15 protein-coding genes are annotated in these 15,697 nt (G+C 65.7%); 7 read left to right on the top strand and 8 right to left on the bottom strand.

Going from position 1 to position 15,697, the window contains the following annotated elements; all coding sequences use genetic code 11:
• The first annotated feature begins 101 nt into the window (after window positions 1–101).
• Both AO716_RS08960 and AO716_RS08955 read left to right on the top strand, forming a co-directional pair.
• A complete protein-coding gene (locus AO716_RS08960) occupies window positions 102–491 on the top strand; it encodes a hypothetical protein (RefSeq protein ID WP_055240563.1) in 390 nt (129 codons plus the stop codon).
• Window positions 492–711: 220 nt separating this feature from the next.
• Window positions 712–1,905 carry a zinc-dependent alcohol dehydrogenase gene (locus tag AO716_RS08955; protein ID WP_055240562.1) on the top strand — a complete coding sequence of 398 codons (1,194 nt, stop codon included), beginning with the start codon at window positions 712–714 and terminating at the stop codon, window positions 1,903–1,905.
• Between the two features lie 51 nt (window positions 1,906–1,956).
• On the opposite strand, the gene AO716_RS08950 is transcribed toward AO716_RS08955, so the two are convergent.
• Genes AO716_RS08950 through AO716_RS08940 form a run of 3 tightly spaced genes read right to left on the bottom strand, consistent with a single transcriptional unit; the run spans window position 1,957 to window position 5,113 of the window.
• Window positions 1,957–2,355 (bottom strand): hypothetical protein, encoded by a 399-nt coding sequence (locus AO716_RS08950; RefSeq protein ID WP_055240561.1) that lies wholly within the window; start codon window positions 2,353–2,355, stop codon window positions 1,957–1,959.
• Complete coding sequence (locus tag AO716_RS08945; protein WP_268753573.1) at window positions 2,352–4,205, bottom strand: glycoside hydrolase family 15 protein; 1,854 nt, start codon at window positions 4,203–4,205, stop codon at window positions 2,352–2,354. Before AO716_RS08945 ends, AO716_RS08950 begins: the two co-directional genes overlap by 4 nt.
• A 14-nt stretch (window positions 4,206–4,219) precedes the next feature.
• Entirely contained in the window at window positions 4,220–5,113 is an 894-nt protein-coding gene (locus AO716_RS08940) for a glycerophosphodiester phosphodiesterase (RefSeq protein ID WP_055240559.1), read from the bottom strand.
• Between the two features lie 237 nt (window positions 5,114–5,350).
• Here AO716_RS08940 and AO716_RS08935 point away from each other — a divergent pair, with 237 nt between their 5' ends.
• A complete protein-coding gene (locus AO716_RS08935) occupies window positions 5,351–6,556 on the top strand; it encodes a DUF445 domain-containing protein (RefSeq protein WP_082413596.1) in 1,206 nt (401 codons plus the stop codon).
• Here the strand turns inward: AO716_RS08935 and AO716_RS08930 are convergent.
• The 3 genes from AO716_RS08930 to AO716_RS08920 form a co-directional block, all read right to left on the bottom strand.
• Complete coding sequence (locus tag AO716_RS08930) at window positions 6,553–7,299, bottom strand: hypothetical protein (RefSeq protein WP_055240557.1); 747 nt, start codon at window positions 7,297–7,299, stop codon at window positions 6,553–6,555. The genes AO716_RS08935 and AO716_RS08930 overlap by 4 nt on opposite strands.
• Before the next feature lie 148 nt (window positions 7,300–7,447).
• Window positions 7,448–7,714 (bottom strand): GlsB/YeaQ/YmgE family stress response membrane protein, encoded by a 267-nt coding sequence (locus AO716_RS08925; protein ID WP_055240556.1) that lies wholly within the window; start codon window positions 7,712–7,714, stop codon window positions 7,448–7,450.
• Between the two features lie 139 nt (window positions 7,715–7,853).
• Window positions 7,854–8,513 carry an alpha/beta hydrolase gene (locus AO716_RS08920; protein ID WP_055240555.1) on the bottom strand — a complete coding sequence of 220 codons (660 nt, stop codon included), beginning with the start codon at window positions 8,511–8,513 and terminating at the stop codon, window positions 7,854–7,856.
• Between the two features lie 147 nt (window positions 8,514–8,660).
• On the opposite strand from AO716_RS08920, the gene AO716_RS08915 reads away from it, so the two are divergent.
• The 4 genes from AO716_RS08915 to AO716_RS08900 are packed head-to-tail and all read left to right on the top strand — an operon-like array spanning window position 8,661 to window position 13,958.
• Complete coding sequence (locus tag AO716_RS08915; RefSeq protein WP_082413448.1) at window positions 8,661–9,722, top strand: 1-phosphofructokinase family hexose kinase; 1,062 nt, start codon at window positions 8,661–8,663, stop codon at window positions 9,720–9,722.
• Window positions 9,722–11,905 carry a fructose-specific PTS transporter subunit EIIC gene (locus AO716_RS08910; RefSeq protein WP_055240554.1) on the top strand — a complete coding sequence of 728 codons (2,184 nt, stop codon included), beginning with the start codon at window positions 9,722–9,724 and terminating at the stop codon, window positions 11,903–11,905. The genes AO716_RS08915 and AO716_RS08910 overlap by 1 nt, the downstream gene beginning before the upstream one ends.
• 33 nt (window positions 11,906–11,938) lie before the next feature.
• Window positions 11,939–13,633 carry a phosphoenolpyruvate--protein phosphotransferase gene (ptsP, locus tag AO716_RS08905; protein ID WP_055240553.1) on the top strand — a complete coding sequence of 565 codons (1,695 nt, stop codon included), beginning with the start codon at window positions 11,939–11,941 and terminating at the stop codon, window positions 13,631–13,633.
• A 46-nt stretch (window positions 13,634–13,679) separates the two neighbouring features.
• Entirely contained in the window at window positions 13,680–13,958 is a 279-nt protein-coding gene (locus tag AO716_RS08900) for an HPr family phosphocarrier protein (protein WP_055240552.1), read from the top strand.
• Window positions 13,959–14,110: 152 nt separating this feature from the next.
• Here the strand turns inward: AO716_RS08900 and AO716_RS08895 are convergent, their stop codons facing one another.
• Entirely contained in the window at window positions 14,111–14,851 is a 741-nt protein-coding gene (locus tag AO716_RS08895; RefSeq protein WP_055240551.1) for a hypothetical protein, read from the bottom strand.
• Window positions 14,848–15,534, bottom strand: a complete 687-nt coding sequence (locus AO716_RS08890) for a hypothetical protein (protein ID WP_321164365.1) — start codon at window positions 15,532–15,534, stop codon at window positions 14,848–14,850. Before AO716_RS08890 ends, AO716_RS08895 begins: the two co-directional genes overlap by 4 nt.
• Window positions 15,535–15,697 lie beyond the last annotated feature (163 nt).

Here is a 15,697-nt window from a genome sequence, read left to right as displayed (position 1 = left end):
GTCCAACGGCCCGCCCCAGGGCGACAGCACCGGCTGGGCATTGCTATATTGCAGGTCAGGTTAAGCAGAAGCCGCGGATTTTTCTCGTGCGTGGAGTTGGCATGGAGCACACCCTGCGGGTACTGGTCAGAATCGATACAAAAACGTCCTCGGCGTGCATAGAAGTGCGCGGATGCCTGGTTCCGGAGAACTGCCCGGATCTGGTGGGGATCCTTCGGCATACCGCCCTGCTCGGCGCACACGTCGTCGTGAACCTCTCCCGGGCCCACCACCTGGACGCCCTGGCCATGGACGAACTCCTGGCCCGCGCCGAGGAAATCCCGCCGCAGCCCATGACCGAAGGATTCACGACGGTCTCAGTGCAAATGCCGCCCCGGATGCCGCTGTGCCCGCCGGCGGCGCCCGGGCCGCAGGCGCCCCTGGATAATCAGCAGGCCTTTGAGATGGCGTTCCTGCAGCGCACACCAGCCGTTTTCCGCCTTCCCGGATAACCGCGCCGGCCAGGATCCCGCGCAGCCCAATCACGGCGCTGCCCCGCACCGCCGGACACCGGCACCGAACGGCCTCTTACTCCTCCTCCCCGATGACGCCCGCAGCGGCCGCGCCTGCGGCGGCAATCCAGCGCGCCACGCCGCCCAATTGTCAGCAGGCTTATAAATTTGGCAGGATGGTGGCAACTTATCCCGCACTATCAAGCAGGAGGTCAGCAGCATGAAGGCAGTTACGTGGCAGGGCAAGCGGAAGGTCAGCGTCGAAGAGGTTCCCGATCCGGTGATCCAGGAGCCTACGGACGCAATCATCCGGATCACCTCCACCGCACTGTGCGGCTCGGACCTGCACCTCTATGAGGTCCTGGGCCCGTACATGAACGCCGGGGACATCGTGGGACACGAGCCGATGGGCATCGTGGAAGAGGTCGGCAGTGCCGTCACTAACCTCAAGCGCGGCGACCGGGTGGTGATTCCGTTCCAGATTGCCTGCGGTGAGTGCTTTATGTGCCGGCAGGGGCTGCAGACCCAGTGTGAAGTCACCCAGGTCAGGGAAAAGGGTTCCGGGGCAGCATTGTTCGGCTACTCGGAGCTCTACGGCTCTGTTCCGGGCGGCCAGGCCGAGTACCTGCGCGTTCCGCACGCAGACTATGGTCCCATCAAGGTCAGCTCCGAAGGCCCGGATGACAAGTACCTCTTCCTCTCAGACATTCTCCCCACCGCCTGGCAGGGTGTGCAGTACGCCAATGTGCCCGACGGCGGGACCCTCGCCGTTTACGGGCTCGGCCCCGTAGGCCAGTTCGCTGCGCGGATCGGCACCCACCTCGGCTACCGCGTGATTGGCATCGAGCCGCAGGCAGAGCGGCGCGAACTCGCAGCACGGCACGGCGCGGAAGTGCTGGACTTCTCCAAGGACATGGGGGACGAGCTGCGTGAGATGACCCAGGGCCGCGGTCCGGACTCCGTAGTGGACGCCGTAGGCATGGAAGCCCACGGCTCCCATGTGGGGTCTTTCGCCCAGGCTGCTGTGGGCCTGCTCCCTGATGCCCTGGCGCAGAAGGCCATGGAGACCGCCGGAACGGACCGGCTGTCCGTGCTGCACAGCGCTATTGATGCCGTGCGGCGCGGCGGCACGGTCTCCCTGAGCGGCGTCTACGGCGGCACCGCCAGCCCCATGCCGCTGATGACCATGTTCGACAAGCAGCTGAACTTCCGCATGGGCCAGGCCAACGTGAAGCGGTGGATCGATGACCTGCTTCCGCTGGTCGAGGACTCCTCTGATCCGCTGGGCGTTATGGATCTGGTGACGCACCGCGCCGGGCTGGAAGCAGCCCCCGAGCTGTACGAGAAGTTCCAGAAGAAGGAAGACGGGTGCATCAAGGTGGTCTTCCAGCCGGGCCTGAACCAGGCATCCTGAAGTAACTGAAACAGCTGTTCCCGCCCGGTAGCCCGGGCGGGAACAGCTGTTTCATGCCCTCCGAAGGCTCCAGGCCCAGCGAATAAGCGGGAGCTGCAGGGGCAGGCGCAGGGTGTGGATCACCTTGTCCCGCTCCGAACCCCGTTCCCCGAAGGCCCGCTCCAGGGCACTGAGGTGTCCGGCAATAAAGGCCACGTACATCAGCGCTGTTCCGGTTGCCGCTGCCCGCCGGGTAGCCGGCACCAGAAGCGCCCCGGCAGCGGCAGCCTCAATGACACCGCTGGCACTGATCCACTGGCTGCGCGTCAGCACGCCTAAGCGGCCGCCTTTGTCCCGGCAGAGGCTGCGGGGAACGACGGCGGCGTAAAAGCCCGGATTGCGGAAATGGTTTACTGCACTCGCAGCGAGCAGGGCAGCCATCGCGGCGGCAGAGGCGTTCTGTTTGTTCATGAGCTGCTTTCCAGGGTTTCGGCAGGCTGGGCGCTGCGGCTGCGCTGCCTGGCTTCAACGGCATGGATGGCATCCGCCGCCCGCACCAGCGCCAGGTGGGAGAACGCCTGGGGGTAGTTCCCTGCCATGCGCCCGTTCACTGTGTCATATTCCTCGCTCAGCAGGCCAACCTCATTGGCGTAGCCCACCAGCTGGTCCATGAGCCGGATGGCATCATCCAGCCGGCCCGTATGGGCATACTGCTCCACCAGCCAAAAGCTGCAGGCCAGAAAGGGATTCTCCCCCGGCTCAAGACCATCAACTCCCGTCCCGCTGCGGTACCTCAGCAGCAGCCCCTGGCTGTCGAGGAGCTCCCGCTCCAGGAAAGCCACTGTCCCCAGCATCCGCGGATCGTCATAGTCCACGAATCCGACGTGGGTGAGCTGCAGCAGGGACGCGTCCGCCTCGACAGCGCCGTAGGACTGCACAAACGTGTTCCGTCCGGCATCAAATCCACGGTCCAGGATTTCCCTACGCAGTCCGTCCCTGATCGCTTCCCACAGCTCCACCGGCCCTTCCATGCCGCCCTGGCGTGCCGCGCGGGCAGCACGGTCGAACGCCGCCCACATCATGACCCGGGACTGCGTGAAGAACCGCGGCTCTCCCCGCACTTCCCAGATTCCATGGTCAGGTTCTTCAATGTGGCGTTCCAGGAATCCCAGCAGTGCCCGCTGCAGCGGCCACGAGAAGCTGTCTTCAGCGACTCCGCGGTCCCGCAGCCTGGCCAGTGCCACCATCACTGTGCCGACGACGTCCGCCTGGTACTGCTCGACTGCACCGTTGCCGAGCCGGACCGGGATCGAGCCGGCATGGCCGGGGAACTGGGGAAGGATCTTTTCGGGCAGTTCCCGTCCGCCGTCCACGGCATACATGATCTGCAGATCGTCCGGGTCCCCGGCTACTGCCCGCAGCAGCCAGTTCCGCCAGTGCGCGGCTTCTTCGTCGTACCCGTGGGTCATCATTGCCTCGAGCGTCAGCGCCGCGTCCCGCAGCCAGCAGTACCGGTAGTCCCAGTTCCGGGAACCGCCGAATTCCTCCGGCAAAGAGGTGGTGGGTGCCGCCACAATCCCGCCGGTATCTTCATGCGTCAGTGCACGCAGCACCAGCAGCGAGCGCCGCACCGGCAGCAGATAGCGTTCCCCGTCTATGCAGAGCCCGGCCCAGTCCTGCCAGTATCTGGTGGTGCGGGCCAGGGCGGCGTCAATGTCCGCTTGCCCGGGCGTTTCACGGTGTGACGGGTACCAGAGCAGCTCGAGGTCCACGGTTTCCCCGGCACCCACCAGAAACTCCCCGGTGTGCCGGTGGTCGCTGCCGTGCGGGATGTTTCCGCCGGTCAGCACCATGGCGCTGGGACCGGCGATGGCCAGCAGCCGTTCGACGCCGCCCACGGTTTCCCGGCGCATCCAGGGCACAGTGGTGCCGTAGTTGAAACGGCACTGCAGTTCCTGGCGCATCCGCACCGTGCCGGACAGCCCCTTCACCCGCCGCACCACCGAGGCCCGCCGGTCCTTGACCGGCATGAAGTCCGTTACCAGCACCTCTCCGCTGACGGTGTGCCAGTGGGTCTGCAGGATGAAGGTGGACTCGAGGTATTCGCGCCGCAGCACCCTCGCTCCGTGCTGATCCGGTTCCAGCAGCCACCGGCCGTGACCCTCGGTGCCCAGCAGCGCCCCGAAGACGGACGGCGAGTCGAACCTGGGAAGGCACAGCCAGTCGATGCTTCCGGTTCGGGAAACCAGCGCACCGGTATGGAGGTCCGAAATCAGGGCATAATCCTCGATTGGAGTGGCCATTGCACCACTCAACCACAAGCCGCTGCAGGCGCCTACGACTGGTGCCGGGCCCGTGGCTCCTTCGCTGCCGTGATTTCCGAAAGGATGCCGCGCATCCCGGCGGGGTAATTGGTGGTGAATTCCCGGACACCCAGGCTGTAGGCGTATTCGGCGTCCCGGGGATCATCCACGGTCCAGGCGCGCACGGTGCGCCCAAGACGGACCCACTCCGAGATTCGTTCCGGGTGGGCATGCATGTACTCAACTCCCGGGCCGGCTATGCCCGCGGTCCCCGCGGCGATCAGCCCTTCCGCGTCTGCAAGGCCCGCCTCAAGCAGTGCCCTCGCGTCGCTTTCGGGGGGAAGGACGGCCTCCGCTTCGGCAACCGCGGCGGCGTCGACGTCGGACACCAGCTGGCAGAGAAATTCGGCGCCCACAGTGCGCCCCAGGTGCCTGACGGACTCGGGGCTGAAGCTCATGAAACTGACCTGGATGCTGCCAAGGCGCGAGGTGCCCGCATCCCAGCCCCGGGAGGCGAGCAGGTCCAGGACGGCATCCTCCAGCTGAAGCCCGAAGGGACCGGGCTGCTTGAACTCCACTGCCAGCCCAATCTCGCGGCCGGCCCCGGCCAAAAGGTCCAGAAGTTCCGCAAGGGTCAGGAACTGCTCGCCGGCGCTGCCGCGGTCTGCAGGAATATCCACACCTTTCCAGCCCGTGAAGTCGAGTTCGCGCAGCTCTGCCAGCGTGAAGCCGGACACCGGCCCGGAACCGCTGGAAGTGCGGTCCACTACCGAATCGTGCAGGAGGACGGGCTGGAGGTCGGCGCTGAGGTGGACGTCGCATTCAACGCCGTCAGCTCCTTCTGCGAGTGCCTGCAGGTAGGCAGCCCTGGTGTGCTCTGCATACTGTCCGCTGGCTCCGCGGTGGGCATAGATCTGGGGCTGCACGTGGGACCTTTCGCTGGGATTTGCCTTCTCCACGGTACGCGAGCCCGGTGCCGCCCGGAGGGAGGGCGGCCGGTGCCGAGCGTGGCGCCGCGGCCCTGCGGCTGATTAGATGGCAGTGCGTGCAGATGCGGGCCCGCACGGGAAAACCACTGCCGCAACTGAGCTGGGACTGGAGGAGCGCCGGTGAGCACACCGCTGCTGGAGAAGGATGCTGTAAAGGCCGCGGCCCTGCGGCGGATGAAGTTCATTGCCACCGGGCTGCTGGCGGTGCTGGGCATCATTTTTGTTTTCGCCTTTGCGTTCCAGGACCGCTATCCGTGGCTGCAGTACGTCCGGGCAGCCGCCGAGGGCGGCATGGTGGGCGCTTTGGCCGACTGGTTTGCCGTAACGGCGCTGTTCAAGCACCCGCTGGGCCTGAAGATCCCGCACACAGCGATCATCCCGCGCAATAAGGACCAGATCGGGGCCACGCTGGGCGATTTTGTGGAGGATAACTTCCTCTCAGACGAAGTGGTGAAGACCAAGCTCGATTCAATCGGCATCGCCCAGCGCGCCGGAGCCTGGCTGTCCCGCCCGGAGGGCGCAGAACGGGTGGCCACTGAGGGCGCCGCCGCGATCCGCGGCATCCTGCGCGTCCTGGACGACGAGGCCGTCCGTGACGTCCTGGAATCCATGTTCCGGAGGCACGTCGTCGACGTCCCCTGGGGCCCGCCGGTGGGGCGTATGGCTGAACGGGTGTTTGAGGAAGGCCACCACCACCAGCTGGTGGACCTCCTGGTGGACAGCCTCAACGACTGGGTGCACCAGAATCCCGAGGTGGTCGCCCGGCTGGTAGCCGAGAGGTCGCCGTCGTGGGTTCCAAGCTTCCTTGATGACCTGGTGGGAGACCGGGTGCAGGTTGAACTGGGCCGCTTCCTGGACGCGGTGCAGGACGATCCAAACCACCAGGTCCGCCGCTCGCTGGACGAATACCTGCGCGGCCTGGCTTCCGACCTGCAGCATGACCCCGGGGCAATGGCCAAGGCGGAGCGGATCAAGGAGCAGGTGCTCGATGATCCGCGGGTGAAGGAATTAATGGCGCAGACCTGGGCAACCATCAAGGGCGCCCTGGCCAACGCCGTGGATGACCCCGACAGCGAGCTCACCGCCAACTTCAAGTCCGCCGTGCAGGACTTCGGCACCAGGCTGGTAACCGAACCCGAGCTGGCCGCGAAGGTCAACGCCTACGTGGGCGACGCCGCGGGGTACCTGGTGCGGACGTACCGGAAGGACATTGCCGGCGTCATCACCGAGACGGTGGAGCGGTGGGACGCGGAAGAGACCTCAGAGAAAATCGAACTGCAGGTCGGCAAGGACCTGCAGTTCATCCGGATCAACGGCACCGTGGTGGGTTCCCTGGCCGGGTTGGCCATCTTCTCAGTGGCCCACGCAATCTTCGGCTAGGCGCGCGGGTTCTCCGGCAGTGCCTGAATTTCCGCCGCCAGTTCGCCCGGAATTGTGTCCGGAGCTTCTCCAAAGGCACGGTGGGCTGCCTTGATGACCGAGCGGCCCATCGTATAGTTGCCGGCTCCGCCGATGACGGCACCGACGCCCAGCGGCAGGGCGCGGCCAATGATTACGGACCCCTGGCGGGCCAGCATCCTCTTCATGAACTGCTTGCGGATGGTCGTTCCAACAGTGCCCAGCACTCCGGAGGACGCTCCGCCAATCGCACTTCCCCACGGCTGGCCCTTGCTTAGCTGCTGCATCATGGCTGTGCCCTCTTCGCCCAGCATGATGGCCATGACCACGGTGCGTGAACGGTCAGGATCCTGCAGCCGGATGCCGTGGAGCTCAGCCACTGACTGCGCGTACAGGGCGGTGGCTTCGAGGAAGCCGACGGTCGCTGCAACGGAGAGTCCGAGCGCTGCGGCCGTGCCCACGGCGGGTACGACGGCGGTGGCACCGACGGCGGCGCCGCCGCCGGCCACGGCCGCGAGGTAATGGTGCTCGAGGATCTTCACCAGCTCGGCGGCGGAAGCTTCGGGATGCCTGCGCTGCAGCCGGCGGATATTCGCCAGCACCAGCGGCCGCTGGACCTCCACTGCCCGCTCAATGCCCCTGGCAATGTGGGACTTGGGGCGGCCGTCACGGTCAAAAACGGCGCCGCCGGCGAGCCGGAGCGCACTGTTCGTTTTGAAGCCCATGGATGCTCCTTTGTAGTTTCCGGACACACACTGGCACCGGTATCGCTGATTAAGCCTACGTGAGGGGACTTAAACCTGAACGGGCCCACGGAATCAGATTCCGTGGACCCGTTGGTCGGAAGCGGGCCGTGCCCGCCGCCTGCACTGGTTAGGCGCGAGCACCGCGCTTGGTGATCATGCCGTAAACCAGCAGAACGATCAGCGAACCGAGGATGGCAACGATCCAGGTCTGGATCGAGAAGAACTCCTCGAGGCCGATACCGAAAATCGCGTTGCCGATGAAGCCGCCCAGCAGGGCGCCAACGACACCGAGCACGAGGGTGATAACCCATCCGCCGCCCTGGCGTCCCGGAAGCAGGGCCTTCGCAATGGCGCCTGCAATAAGTCCCAGAATAAGGAAAGCAATGATACCCATGTGAATACTCCTTGCTGTGTGTGAGTGACTAGTGAAAGCCTGCGTGGCCTGTGGGCCGCGCTTTCCATAAGCCTACTTCATAAGCATGCTTATGCGAAGTCATACCGGCCCAAAAAACAGGCCATCAAGAACATAATGCCTAGTCAGAGCCATAATCAGTGACCTTATTTTTTTCTGCAGACACAGCAAATCTGCGCAGGAAAACGCCCAAATCGCGCAGTTCATCCGGGCCAATCCGATGCCCCATACCGGGATAGGTCCGGGCGGTGAGCATTGTGTTTTCTTCCAGCCAGGCCGACGCCGCGGCAACGGCATCCGGATGGATTACCCAGTCGGCCCGGTCCCTGCCCCAGAAAAACGGCGGACGCACTTCCAGCGGTTCCGCCATGGCCAGGAGCTGGCTTTCCACGATGAACCCGGAGAGCCCCGCTGCACAGCTGAATCCACCCGGCCGCAGGCGCAGCGCGCACACCGCCATGGCCATGCCCTGCGAGAAACCCAGAAGGGAAACCCCGGTGAAGTTCCCCTTCTTCCTCAGCTCGTCAATCGTGGCAAGGAGACTGGTGCCCGCGGCGAGGACTTCCGCCTCATCCGAGGCCAGCAGGGGATCCAGCAGGAACCATCCGTACCGCCCGCCGACATCGAACGTGCCGCGCAGCGCAGCGCCGGTCACACCTGGGGGAAGGTGGTCAAAGAGCGGGGCCAGCGCCGTCTCATCCGAGCCGTAGCCATGGAGCATAACGAGCAGATGAGTGCCCGCGCGTGCGTTTTCGGGGACGGACCAGGAGACGTGGTGCATGGCTCCAGCCTAGGCCGAACGGGCCCGGCGGACGTTTGCGCCGGGACGATCCCGCCCGGCGTCCAGACCATTGCAATGAACTGGTGGGGAACCTACCGTTGCAGAAAGCGCATGGACGTGCGCCGCAGCCACTGAATGCGGGGGCACATGTACGCAGGAAAGAATGCTGGCTCCGTAGTTACGCTCACCGCCAACCCGAGCCTTGACCGGACAGTAGAGCTCGCCGGAGTCCTGGTCCGCGGTGCGGTGCAACGGGCTGCGGGGGTCCATGAGGAACCGGGCGGCAAAGGTGTAAACGTCTGCCGCGCCCTCAGCGCCTCGGGTGTGCCGAGCGTCGCCGTGCTTCCGGGAGACAATTCGGATCCCGTCATGCAGGCACTTCGAACCACGGGCATAGCGCACCGGAACCTTCCCATTGGCGCACCGCTGCGGGCCAACCTCACTTTGACTGAGCCGGACGGCACCACCACAAAGGTCAACCTTCCGGGCCCGGAGCTGGGCCTGCCGGTGCAGGAAAGCCTGCTGGCGCTGACCGTCGATACGTGCGGCGGCCCGGACGGAACCCTGCCTGCCAGCTGGCTAGTCCTGGCAGGCTCCCTTCCGCCGGGCGTACCGCCGGACTATTACGCCGTCGTCGCACATGCTCTCCGAAACCGCTTCGGTGCCGCCTCGCCGCGGCTGGCGATCGATTCTTCAGGGCCTCCCCTGCTCGGCGCACTGCTGCATGAGGCTATGCCTGACCTGCTTAAGCCAAACGGGGAAGAGCTGGCCGAAGTGACCGGAATAGCCACGGGGGACGAGCTGGAAGCCAACCCCGGCCTGGCAGCGGCAGCAGCCCAGACCCTGATCGAACGCGGAGTCGGTGCGGTACTGGCCACTCTCGGCGCCAGGGGCGCGCTGCTGGTGACTGCCGACGGCGCCTGGCTTGCCACCCGCCCGCCGGTCACCCCGAGGTCGACGGTTGGCGCCGGAGATTCCTCACTGGCCGGCTACCTCCTGGCAGAAACGGCAGGCAAGGCGCCGCCTGACTGTCTGCGGCAGGCCGTCGCGCACGGAGCTGCGGCGGCAGCACTGCCCGGAACCACCGTGCCGTCCTTCGCAGAAACCGAGCCTGAAGCCGTGACGGTGGAACGGCTGGAGCTTCATCCCGTGCCCGCTTCCGGAACCAGGCGTGGACCGGCACCAAACACGCCGAAGGAGAACAGCTGATGTCAGACCTGATCACCCCGGACCTGGTAACCCTGGACCAGGACCTCGGCACCTCCAAAGACGCTGTCATCCGCCATCTGGCAGAAAAAGTGGTGGCAGCGGGGCGGGCAACCGGCTTCGACGGGCTGTACGCGGACGCGATGGCCCGCGAGCAGAAGACTGCCACCGGGGTTCCCGGCGGCATCGCAATTCCCCACTGCCGTTCCGCTTCCGTCACCACCCCCAGCCTGGCCATGGCCCGGCTGAAACCGCCCGTGGACTGGGGAGCCAAGGATGGTCCGGCGGACATTGTGTTCTTCATTGCGGCACCTGAGGGCGCTGACCAGGAGCACCTGCAGCTGCTGGCCAAGCTCGCCCGGTCCCTGATCAAGAAGGACTTCACGGGGGCGCTAAGGACGGCTTCAACGCCCCAGGAGATTGTGGCCCTCGTCAACGGGGCACTGGGGCTCGGTCCTGCACCGGAGACATCACAGGCATCCGGGACAGCGGGCGGGGAATCCGAAAGCCCGGCCGGGGGCAGGCACGTGGGTGGGGCTGAAGCCACCGGCGCCACTGCGGCCGGAACTGCTGCCGGTGCGGCAGCCGGCGCGTCCGCAGCCCATGCGGGCAACGCCTCCGGGGAGGTCCACGGAGGTTCGGGGACCGCTACTTCCGGTGAGCCCCCGGCGTCAGCCACAGGTCCGAGGCCGGAAAAGCTCGTGGCCGTAACGGCCTGCCCCACGGGAATTGCCCACACCTACATGGCTGCGGATTCGCTGGCTGCGGCAGCCGCTGAGCGGGGCATTGACCTCCAGGTAGAAACGCAGGGGTCCGCGGGTTCCACCCCGCTGGATCCGGACGTGATCAAGAATGCCGACGCCGTGATCTTCGCCGTCGACGTTGATGTCCGGGACAAAGGCAGGTTTGCCGGAAAACCGGTAATCAGCGGCCCGGTGAAGCGCGGCATTGACGAGCCCGGCGTGATGATCGACGAGGCCCTGGCTGCGGCCAAGGATCCCAATGCCCGGACAGTGTCCGGCGGCGGAGGCGGGGGCGAGGAGCGCGCTTCTGCCGGCGGCGAGAACTTTGGCGGACAGCTGAAGCGGGCGCTGCTGACCGGCGTCAGTTACATGATTCCGTTCGTGGCCGGCGGCGGCCTGCTGATCGCTCTGGGCTTCCTGCTCGGCGGCTACGAACTCTCTCTTTCAAATGATGAGGGCGTAGCCAACGGTGACATCATCCTGGACGGGACCAGCATCTTCTCCCTTCCCCCTGATGGGCTGCTGGCTTACCTGGGGGCGGTGTTCTGGAAGATCGGCAACATCTCCCTCGGCTTCCTGGTCCCGGCGCTGGCGGGCTACATCGCCTACGCCCTGGCTGACCGCCCGGGCATCGCCCCCGGGTTTACCGCCGGCGCCGTCGCCCTGTACATGGACGCAGGCTTCCTCGGCGGCATTGCCGGCGGCCTGCTCGCCGGTTATGTGGCGATGTGGGTGGGCGGCTGGAAGGTGCCAAGCTGGCTGCGCGGACTGATGCCGGTGGTCATCATTCCGCTCATCGCCTCTCTCATAGCCTCCGGCCTGCTGCTGCTGGTGCTCGGCGGTCCCATCGCGGCGCTGACCCTCGCCCTGAATGACTGGCTGTCCGGGCTCACCGGAGTCGCCGCCATCGGGCTCGGCGTGATCCTGGGCCTGATGATGGGCGCGGACCTCGGCGGACCGATCAACAAGGTTGCCTATGCCTTCGCCGTCGCAGGCCTGGGCGAGGGGGCCTTCGACAACCAGGCACCCTGGCAGATCATGGCCGCCGTGATGGCCGCAGGCATGGTCCCGCCGCTTGGCATGGCACTGGCCACCGTCCTGGACAAGAGCCAGTTCTCCATGGCCCTGAGGGAGAACGGCAAGGCCGCCTGGCTGCTGGGAGCCGCGTTTATATCCGAAGGTGCAATCCCGTTCGCTGCCGCGGATCCGCTTCGCGTCATCCCCTCCACCATGCTTGGCGGGGCCACGGCAGGCGCCATCTGCATGGCTGCCGGGGTAACCTCGCAGGCACCGCACGGCGGAATCTTCGTATTCTTCGCCATCGGCAACATCTTCATGTTCATCGTGGCCATCCTGGCGGGTATGGTCGTCAGCGCACTGGTCCTGGTCGGACTCAAACGCCTGACCGCACCCAAGCGAACCGAGGAGCCCGTCGTTGCGTAGGATTCCGGTTTTGATTTACAGGAAGGTTCACTGATGCGCACCATTAAAGGAATCGGAGTCAGTCCCGGCCGGGTCCTGGGGCCTTCACTGCGGATGCCGCCGCCCGTGCCGGAACCCGACGCCGACTCCAAATACGCGCCGGAGAGCTCGGTTGACGAGGAGAAGGCACGGCTCAAGGATGCTGCGGAGGCGGTCCGTGAGGACCTGAAGCGGCGCTCCTCAGTCGCCTCCGGCGATGCCAAGGCGGTCCTGGACGCCACGGCAATGATGGCTACCGACCCGATGCTGCTCAAGGCGGCCGGGAAACACATCAACCAGGGCATGGCCGCGGACCGCGCCATCTGGGAAGCCGGGCTCGAGGTGGCTGCTATGCTGCAGGGCCTTGGCGGATATATGGCCGAACGGACCCAGGATGTCCTGGACGTCCGGGCCCGCATCGTCGCGCAGCTGGACGGGCTGCCCCCACCGGGGATCCCGGCGTCGGACGTTCCCTTCATCCTTACCGCGGAAGAACTTGCCCCCGCGGACACCGCCACGCTGGATCCTTCCCTGGTCGTGGGACTGGTCACCAGCGGCGGCGGCCCGCAGTCCCACACCGCCATTCTGGCCCGTTCCCTCGGACTGCCCGCCGTAGTGGGCGCAGGGAGCGCCGACTCAATTGTTGACGGCGCGGAAATCTACCTGGACGGCGCCACCGGCACGGTGGTGGTAAACCCGGGAGTAGCCGAGCGCGAAGCTGCCCAGAAGTACGCGTCCCGCGCGTCACTTCCGGCTTTCAACGGGACCGGTACGACGTCGGACGGACACCGGGTGCCGCTGCTCGCCAACGTGGGTTCGGGCAGGGACGCGGCGGCGGCAGCTGCTGCCGGCGCGGAGGGCGTGGGACTGCTGCGCACCGAGTTCTGCTTTTTGGGCCGGGACTCGGAGCCCAGCCAGGAGGAGCAGGTCGCCGCCTACGGTGCGGTCTTCGAAGCCTTCCCCGGACGGAAGGTGGTGGTTCGGACGCTCGACGCCGGGGCGGACAAGCCGCTGCCGTTCCTTACCGACACGACTGAGCCCAACCCGGCGCTCGGTGTGCGCGGGTTTCGGACGGACCGTTCATCCCCCGGAGTGCTCGCCCGCCAGCTTGAAGCAATCGCGCTGGCTGCCGGTTCGCATGAGAGCGATGTCTGGGTCATGGCACCCATGATCGCCACCGCCGACGAAGCCTCCGATTTCGCCGTCATGTGCGCCGCCGCCGGGCTGGCGACACCAGGTGTGATGATCGAAGTGCCCGCGGCTGCCATCAAGGCAGAGACCGTGCTGTCCAAGGTGAAGTTCGCCTCCCTGGGAACCAACGACCTCACGCAGTACACCATGGCCGCTGACCGCCAGCTTGGCACGCTTGCCTCCCTGAATGACCCCTGGCAGCCCGCAGTACTGCAGCTGATCGCCCTAACCGTGAAGGGCGGTGCCCTGGCCGGAGCAGCGGACAGCGTTCCGCGCAGCGTCGGAGTCTGCGGTGAGGCTGCCGCCGACCCCGCACTCGCCGTCGTGCTTACCGGAATCGGCGTGAACACACTGTCCATGACTCCCCGGGCGCTTGCCACCGTTGGAGCCGTGCTGGCCTCGGTAACCCTGGCCGAGGCTCAGGAACTGGCCGGGATTGCCCTGGTCGCCAGGACTGCGGCGGAAGCGCGGACACAGGTCCGGAGCAGGCTGCCCGTCCTTGAGCAACTCGGCCTCTAACAGGACTCCCAACAAGCCAGCAGGACCAACCGGAAGGAAGACCCCGATGCCAGAACGCGAAGCCACCATAGCCAGCAGCGTGGGGCTGCACGCCCGCCCCGCTTCACTTTTTGCCGAAGCCGCTGCCGCCCAGCCTGTGGAAGTCACCATCGCCATGCAGGGCGAACCTGCCGAAGAGGCAATGGACGCCTCCAGCATGCTCTCGCTCATGAGTCTGGGCGCTTCCCACGGGGACGTTGTGGTCCTGCGGGCGGACGGAGAGGGAGCAGACGATGCGCTGGACGCCCTGGTCAAGATCCTGGAAACGGATCTGGACGCAACCTAGCCCCGTAGCAGACGGGGTTAAAGGAGCGAAGCCAGCGGCCGATGGCCGCTGGCTTCGCTGGCAACTTCACGCTGACCCCCCACAGGCAGCGGACGTTACACATTCATTAGTCTGGCACAGCGTCATGAATTTGTGAACGAAGAAGGTGAAATTCAGCTCACATTTCCGTAACGCTCGCGCAGCAGGTTCGCCTTGGGCCGCCGGGTGCTGAGACGGTGCGATATCCACATCACCGTCAGCCCCAGCACCACCAGGATCACGGCGGAGAACGGCAGGATCAGCATAAACGCGCCAAGCTTGCCGAAAAGGGTCAATACCGCGAAGACGACCACCACTGCCAGCCCCGCACCAAACAGTCCGGAACCGGTCCGGTGGGCTGGCCGGTACCGGCGGTTCCACGACGCCGCAAGCGCCGGCAGGCTGATGCACGCTGCCACATACGCCGGATAGAGCCGGCCCAGATGCGCATAGATGTGCACTGACTCCTGGTCATCGAAGGCATAAAGGCCCGTCGAGGTATAGGGCAGCTCGCTGACGGCAAAGAAGTAGATCGTGAGCAGGACCGTGGCTCCGAGGACAGCCAGTCCAACCGGGCCGGCTACGGCGCTGCGCGCGCGGGGCGCACCAAACGCGGCCGCGCCCTTGAACCCGAGAATGGTGAACACCGCATAGAGGGAGATCCGAAGCACCAGGTTGGCCACATTAACGCCGCCAAGCAGTGAGTCGATGAACTCATAGAACACGGACAGGCTCAGGCCGGTGGAAACTGCCATCAGCACCAGGCAGGCAAACATGCTCCGGTTCCGTCCGCGGATGGCGTCCGGCAGCCGGATCAGCGCAAAAAGCGCGCTAACCGCGAATGCCAGCACCTGGACAACGAATCCTGCGGTCATCCCAAATTCTCCAAGAGTGCGTGGTTGTATTTTTCGTCCTGTTCCCGCTTGCGCAGGACTTTGCCAAGGGCATCAAGCCGATCCCTGGCCAGGGCCACAAGCTCGGCGTCGGAAAGCTCAGCCAGTGCAGCTTCCCGGCCCCTGGGCGGCCATCCCCCTTCATTCGGCTGAAGTACGCCGGTGACGACGAGTCCGCTGGTCAGGGATACCCCTGCGATGCGTGCAGCCTGAATGGCGAGCCTGGGCGCAAGGCGTCCGGCTGTGAGCTGTGCCGAAATATTCTGCGGGGCGATCCCAGTTGCGGCGGAGAGCTGCTGGCGAAGATCGCCTGGATCAACGGCCTCGAACCAGGGGCGCACCGCTATCGATTCCGCGTATTCGGCAACCCTGGGGGCCGCGGGATGATCTTCATCAGCATCGGTCCGGCTCAGCAGATACCTCAGGATGTCCCGGTAGGGCACCTGGCTGATCAGTTCTTCGGGCGTCGGATCCCGCCTGCCGGCGGCGAGGTCCTGGTATCCCTCAAACGAGGACAGCGTGACGACTGGATCCTGGCCGTAGGCCCTTGCTGCGCTCACCACGGTGGAGACGGATACCTTGCCCCGCACCAGCTGCTGGGCCAGGGTTGAGCGCTTGATCCCCGTTCTGCGGCAGAGATCCGCCGTGGATTCTTCGGGTGCCATAAGGGTCCGCCAAGCTTGGAAGGCCTTTGCGGAAACTCCCATTAGACCCCCCGATACTGCTTGATTGGATTCCCGGCGACCGGATCAGTATACTTCTAGCACTGGCTCCCCCCTCTGCGTTCCCCCCATATGCAGAGGCGGGAGCCAGCTCCAATTAACGGAC

Origin of the sequence: Arthrobacter sp. Edens01, from assembly GCF_001307035.1 — a bacterium.
Classification (GTDB): domain Bacteria; phylum Actinomycetota; class Actinomycetes; order Actinomycetales; family Micrococcaceae; genus Arthrobacter_B.
The sequence above is the reverse complement of the archived record's forward strand: the minus strand, read 5'-3'. Positions and strand labels throughout refer to the sequence as shown.

Excerpts from the sequence above, each read along its gene's own strand:
- AO716_RS08910 (WP_055240554.1), top strand. The coding sequence starts at position 9,722 with ATGTCAGACCTGATCACCCCGGACCTGGTAACCCTGGACCAGGACCTC.
- AO716_RS08890 (WP_321164365.1), bottom strand. The coding sequence starts at position 15,534 with ATGGCACCCGAAGAATCCACGGCGGATCTCTGCCGCAGAACGGGGATC.
- ptsP (WP_055240553.1), top strand. The coding sequence starts at position 11,939 with ATGCGCACCATTAAAGGAATCGGAGTCAGTCCCGGCCGGGTCCTGGGG.
- AO716_RS08915 (WP_082413448.1), top strand. The coding sequence starts at position 8,661 with ATGTACGCAGGAAAGAATGCTGGCTCCGTAGTTACGCTCACCGCCAAC.
- AO716_RS08955 (WP_055240562.1), top strand. The coding sequence starts at position 712 with ATGAAGGCAGTTACGTGGCAGGGCAAGCGGAAGGTCAGCGTCGAAGAG.
- AO716_RS08895 (WP_055240551.1), bottom strand. The coding sequence starts at position 14,851 with ATGACCGCAGGATTCGTTGTCCAGGTGCTGGCATTCGCGGTTAGCGCG.
- AO716_RS08935 (WP_082413596.1), top strand. The coding sequence starts at position 5,351 with ATGAAGTTCATTGCCACCGGGCTGCTGGCGGTGCTGGGCATCATTTTT.
- AO716_RS08920 (WP_055240555.1), bottom strand. The coding sequence starts at position 8,513 with ATGCACCACGTCTCCTGGTCCGTCCCCGAAAACGCACGCGCGGGCACT.
- AO716_RS08950 (WP_055240561.1), bottom strand. The coding sequence starts at position 2,355 with ATGAACAAACAGAACGCCTCTGCCGCCGCGATGGCTGCCCTGCTCGCT.
- AO716_RS08900 (WP_055240552.1), top strand. The coding sequence starts at position 13,680 with ATGCCAGAACGCGAAGCCACCATAGCCAGCAGCGTGGGGCTGCACGCC.
- AO716_RS08960 (WP_055240563.1), top strand. The coding sequence starts at position 102 with ATGGAGCACACCCTGCGGGTACTGGTCAGAATCGATACAAAAACGTCC.
- AO716_RS08925 (WP_055240556.1), bottom strand. The coding sequence starts at position 7,714 with ATGGGTATCATTGCTTTCCTTATTCTGGGACTTATTGCAGGCGCCATT.
- AO716_RS08930 (WP_055240557.1), bottom strand. The coding sequence starts at position 7,299 with ATGGGCTTCAAAACGAACAGTGCGCTCCGGCTCGCCGGCGGCGCCGTT.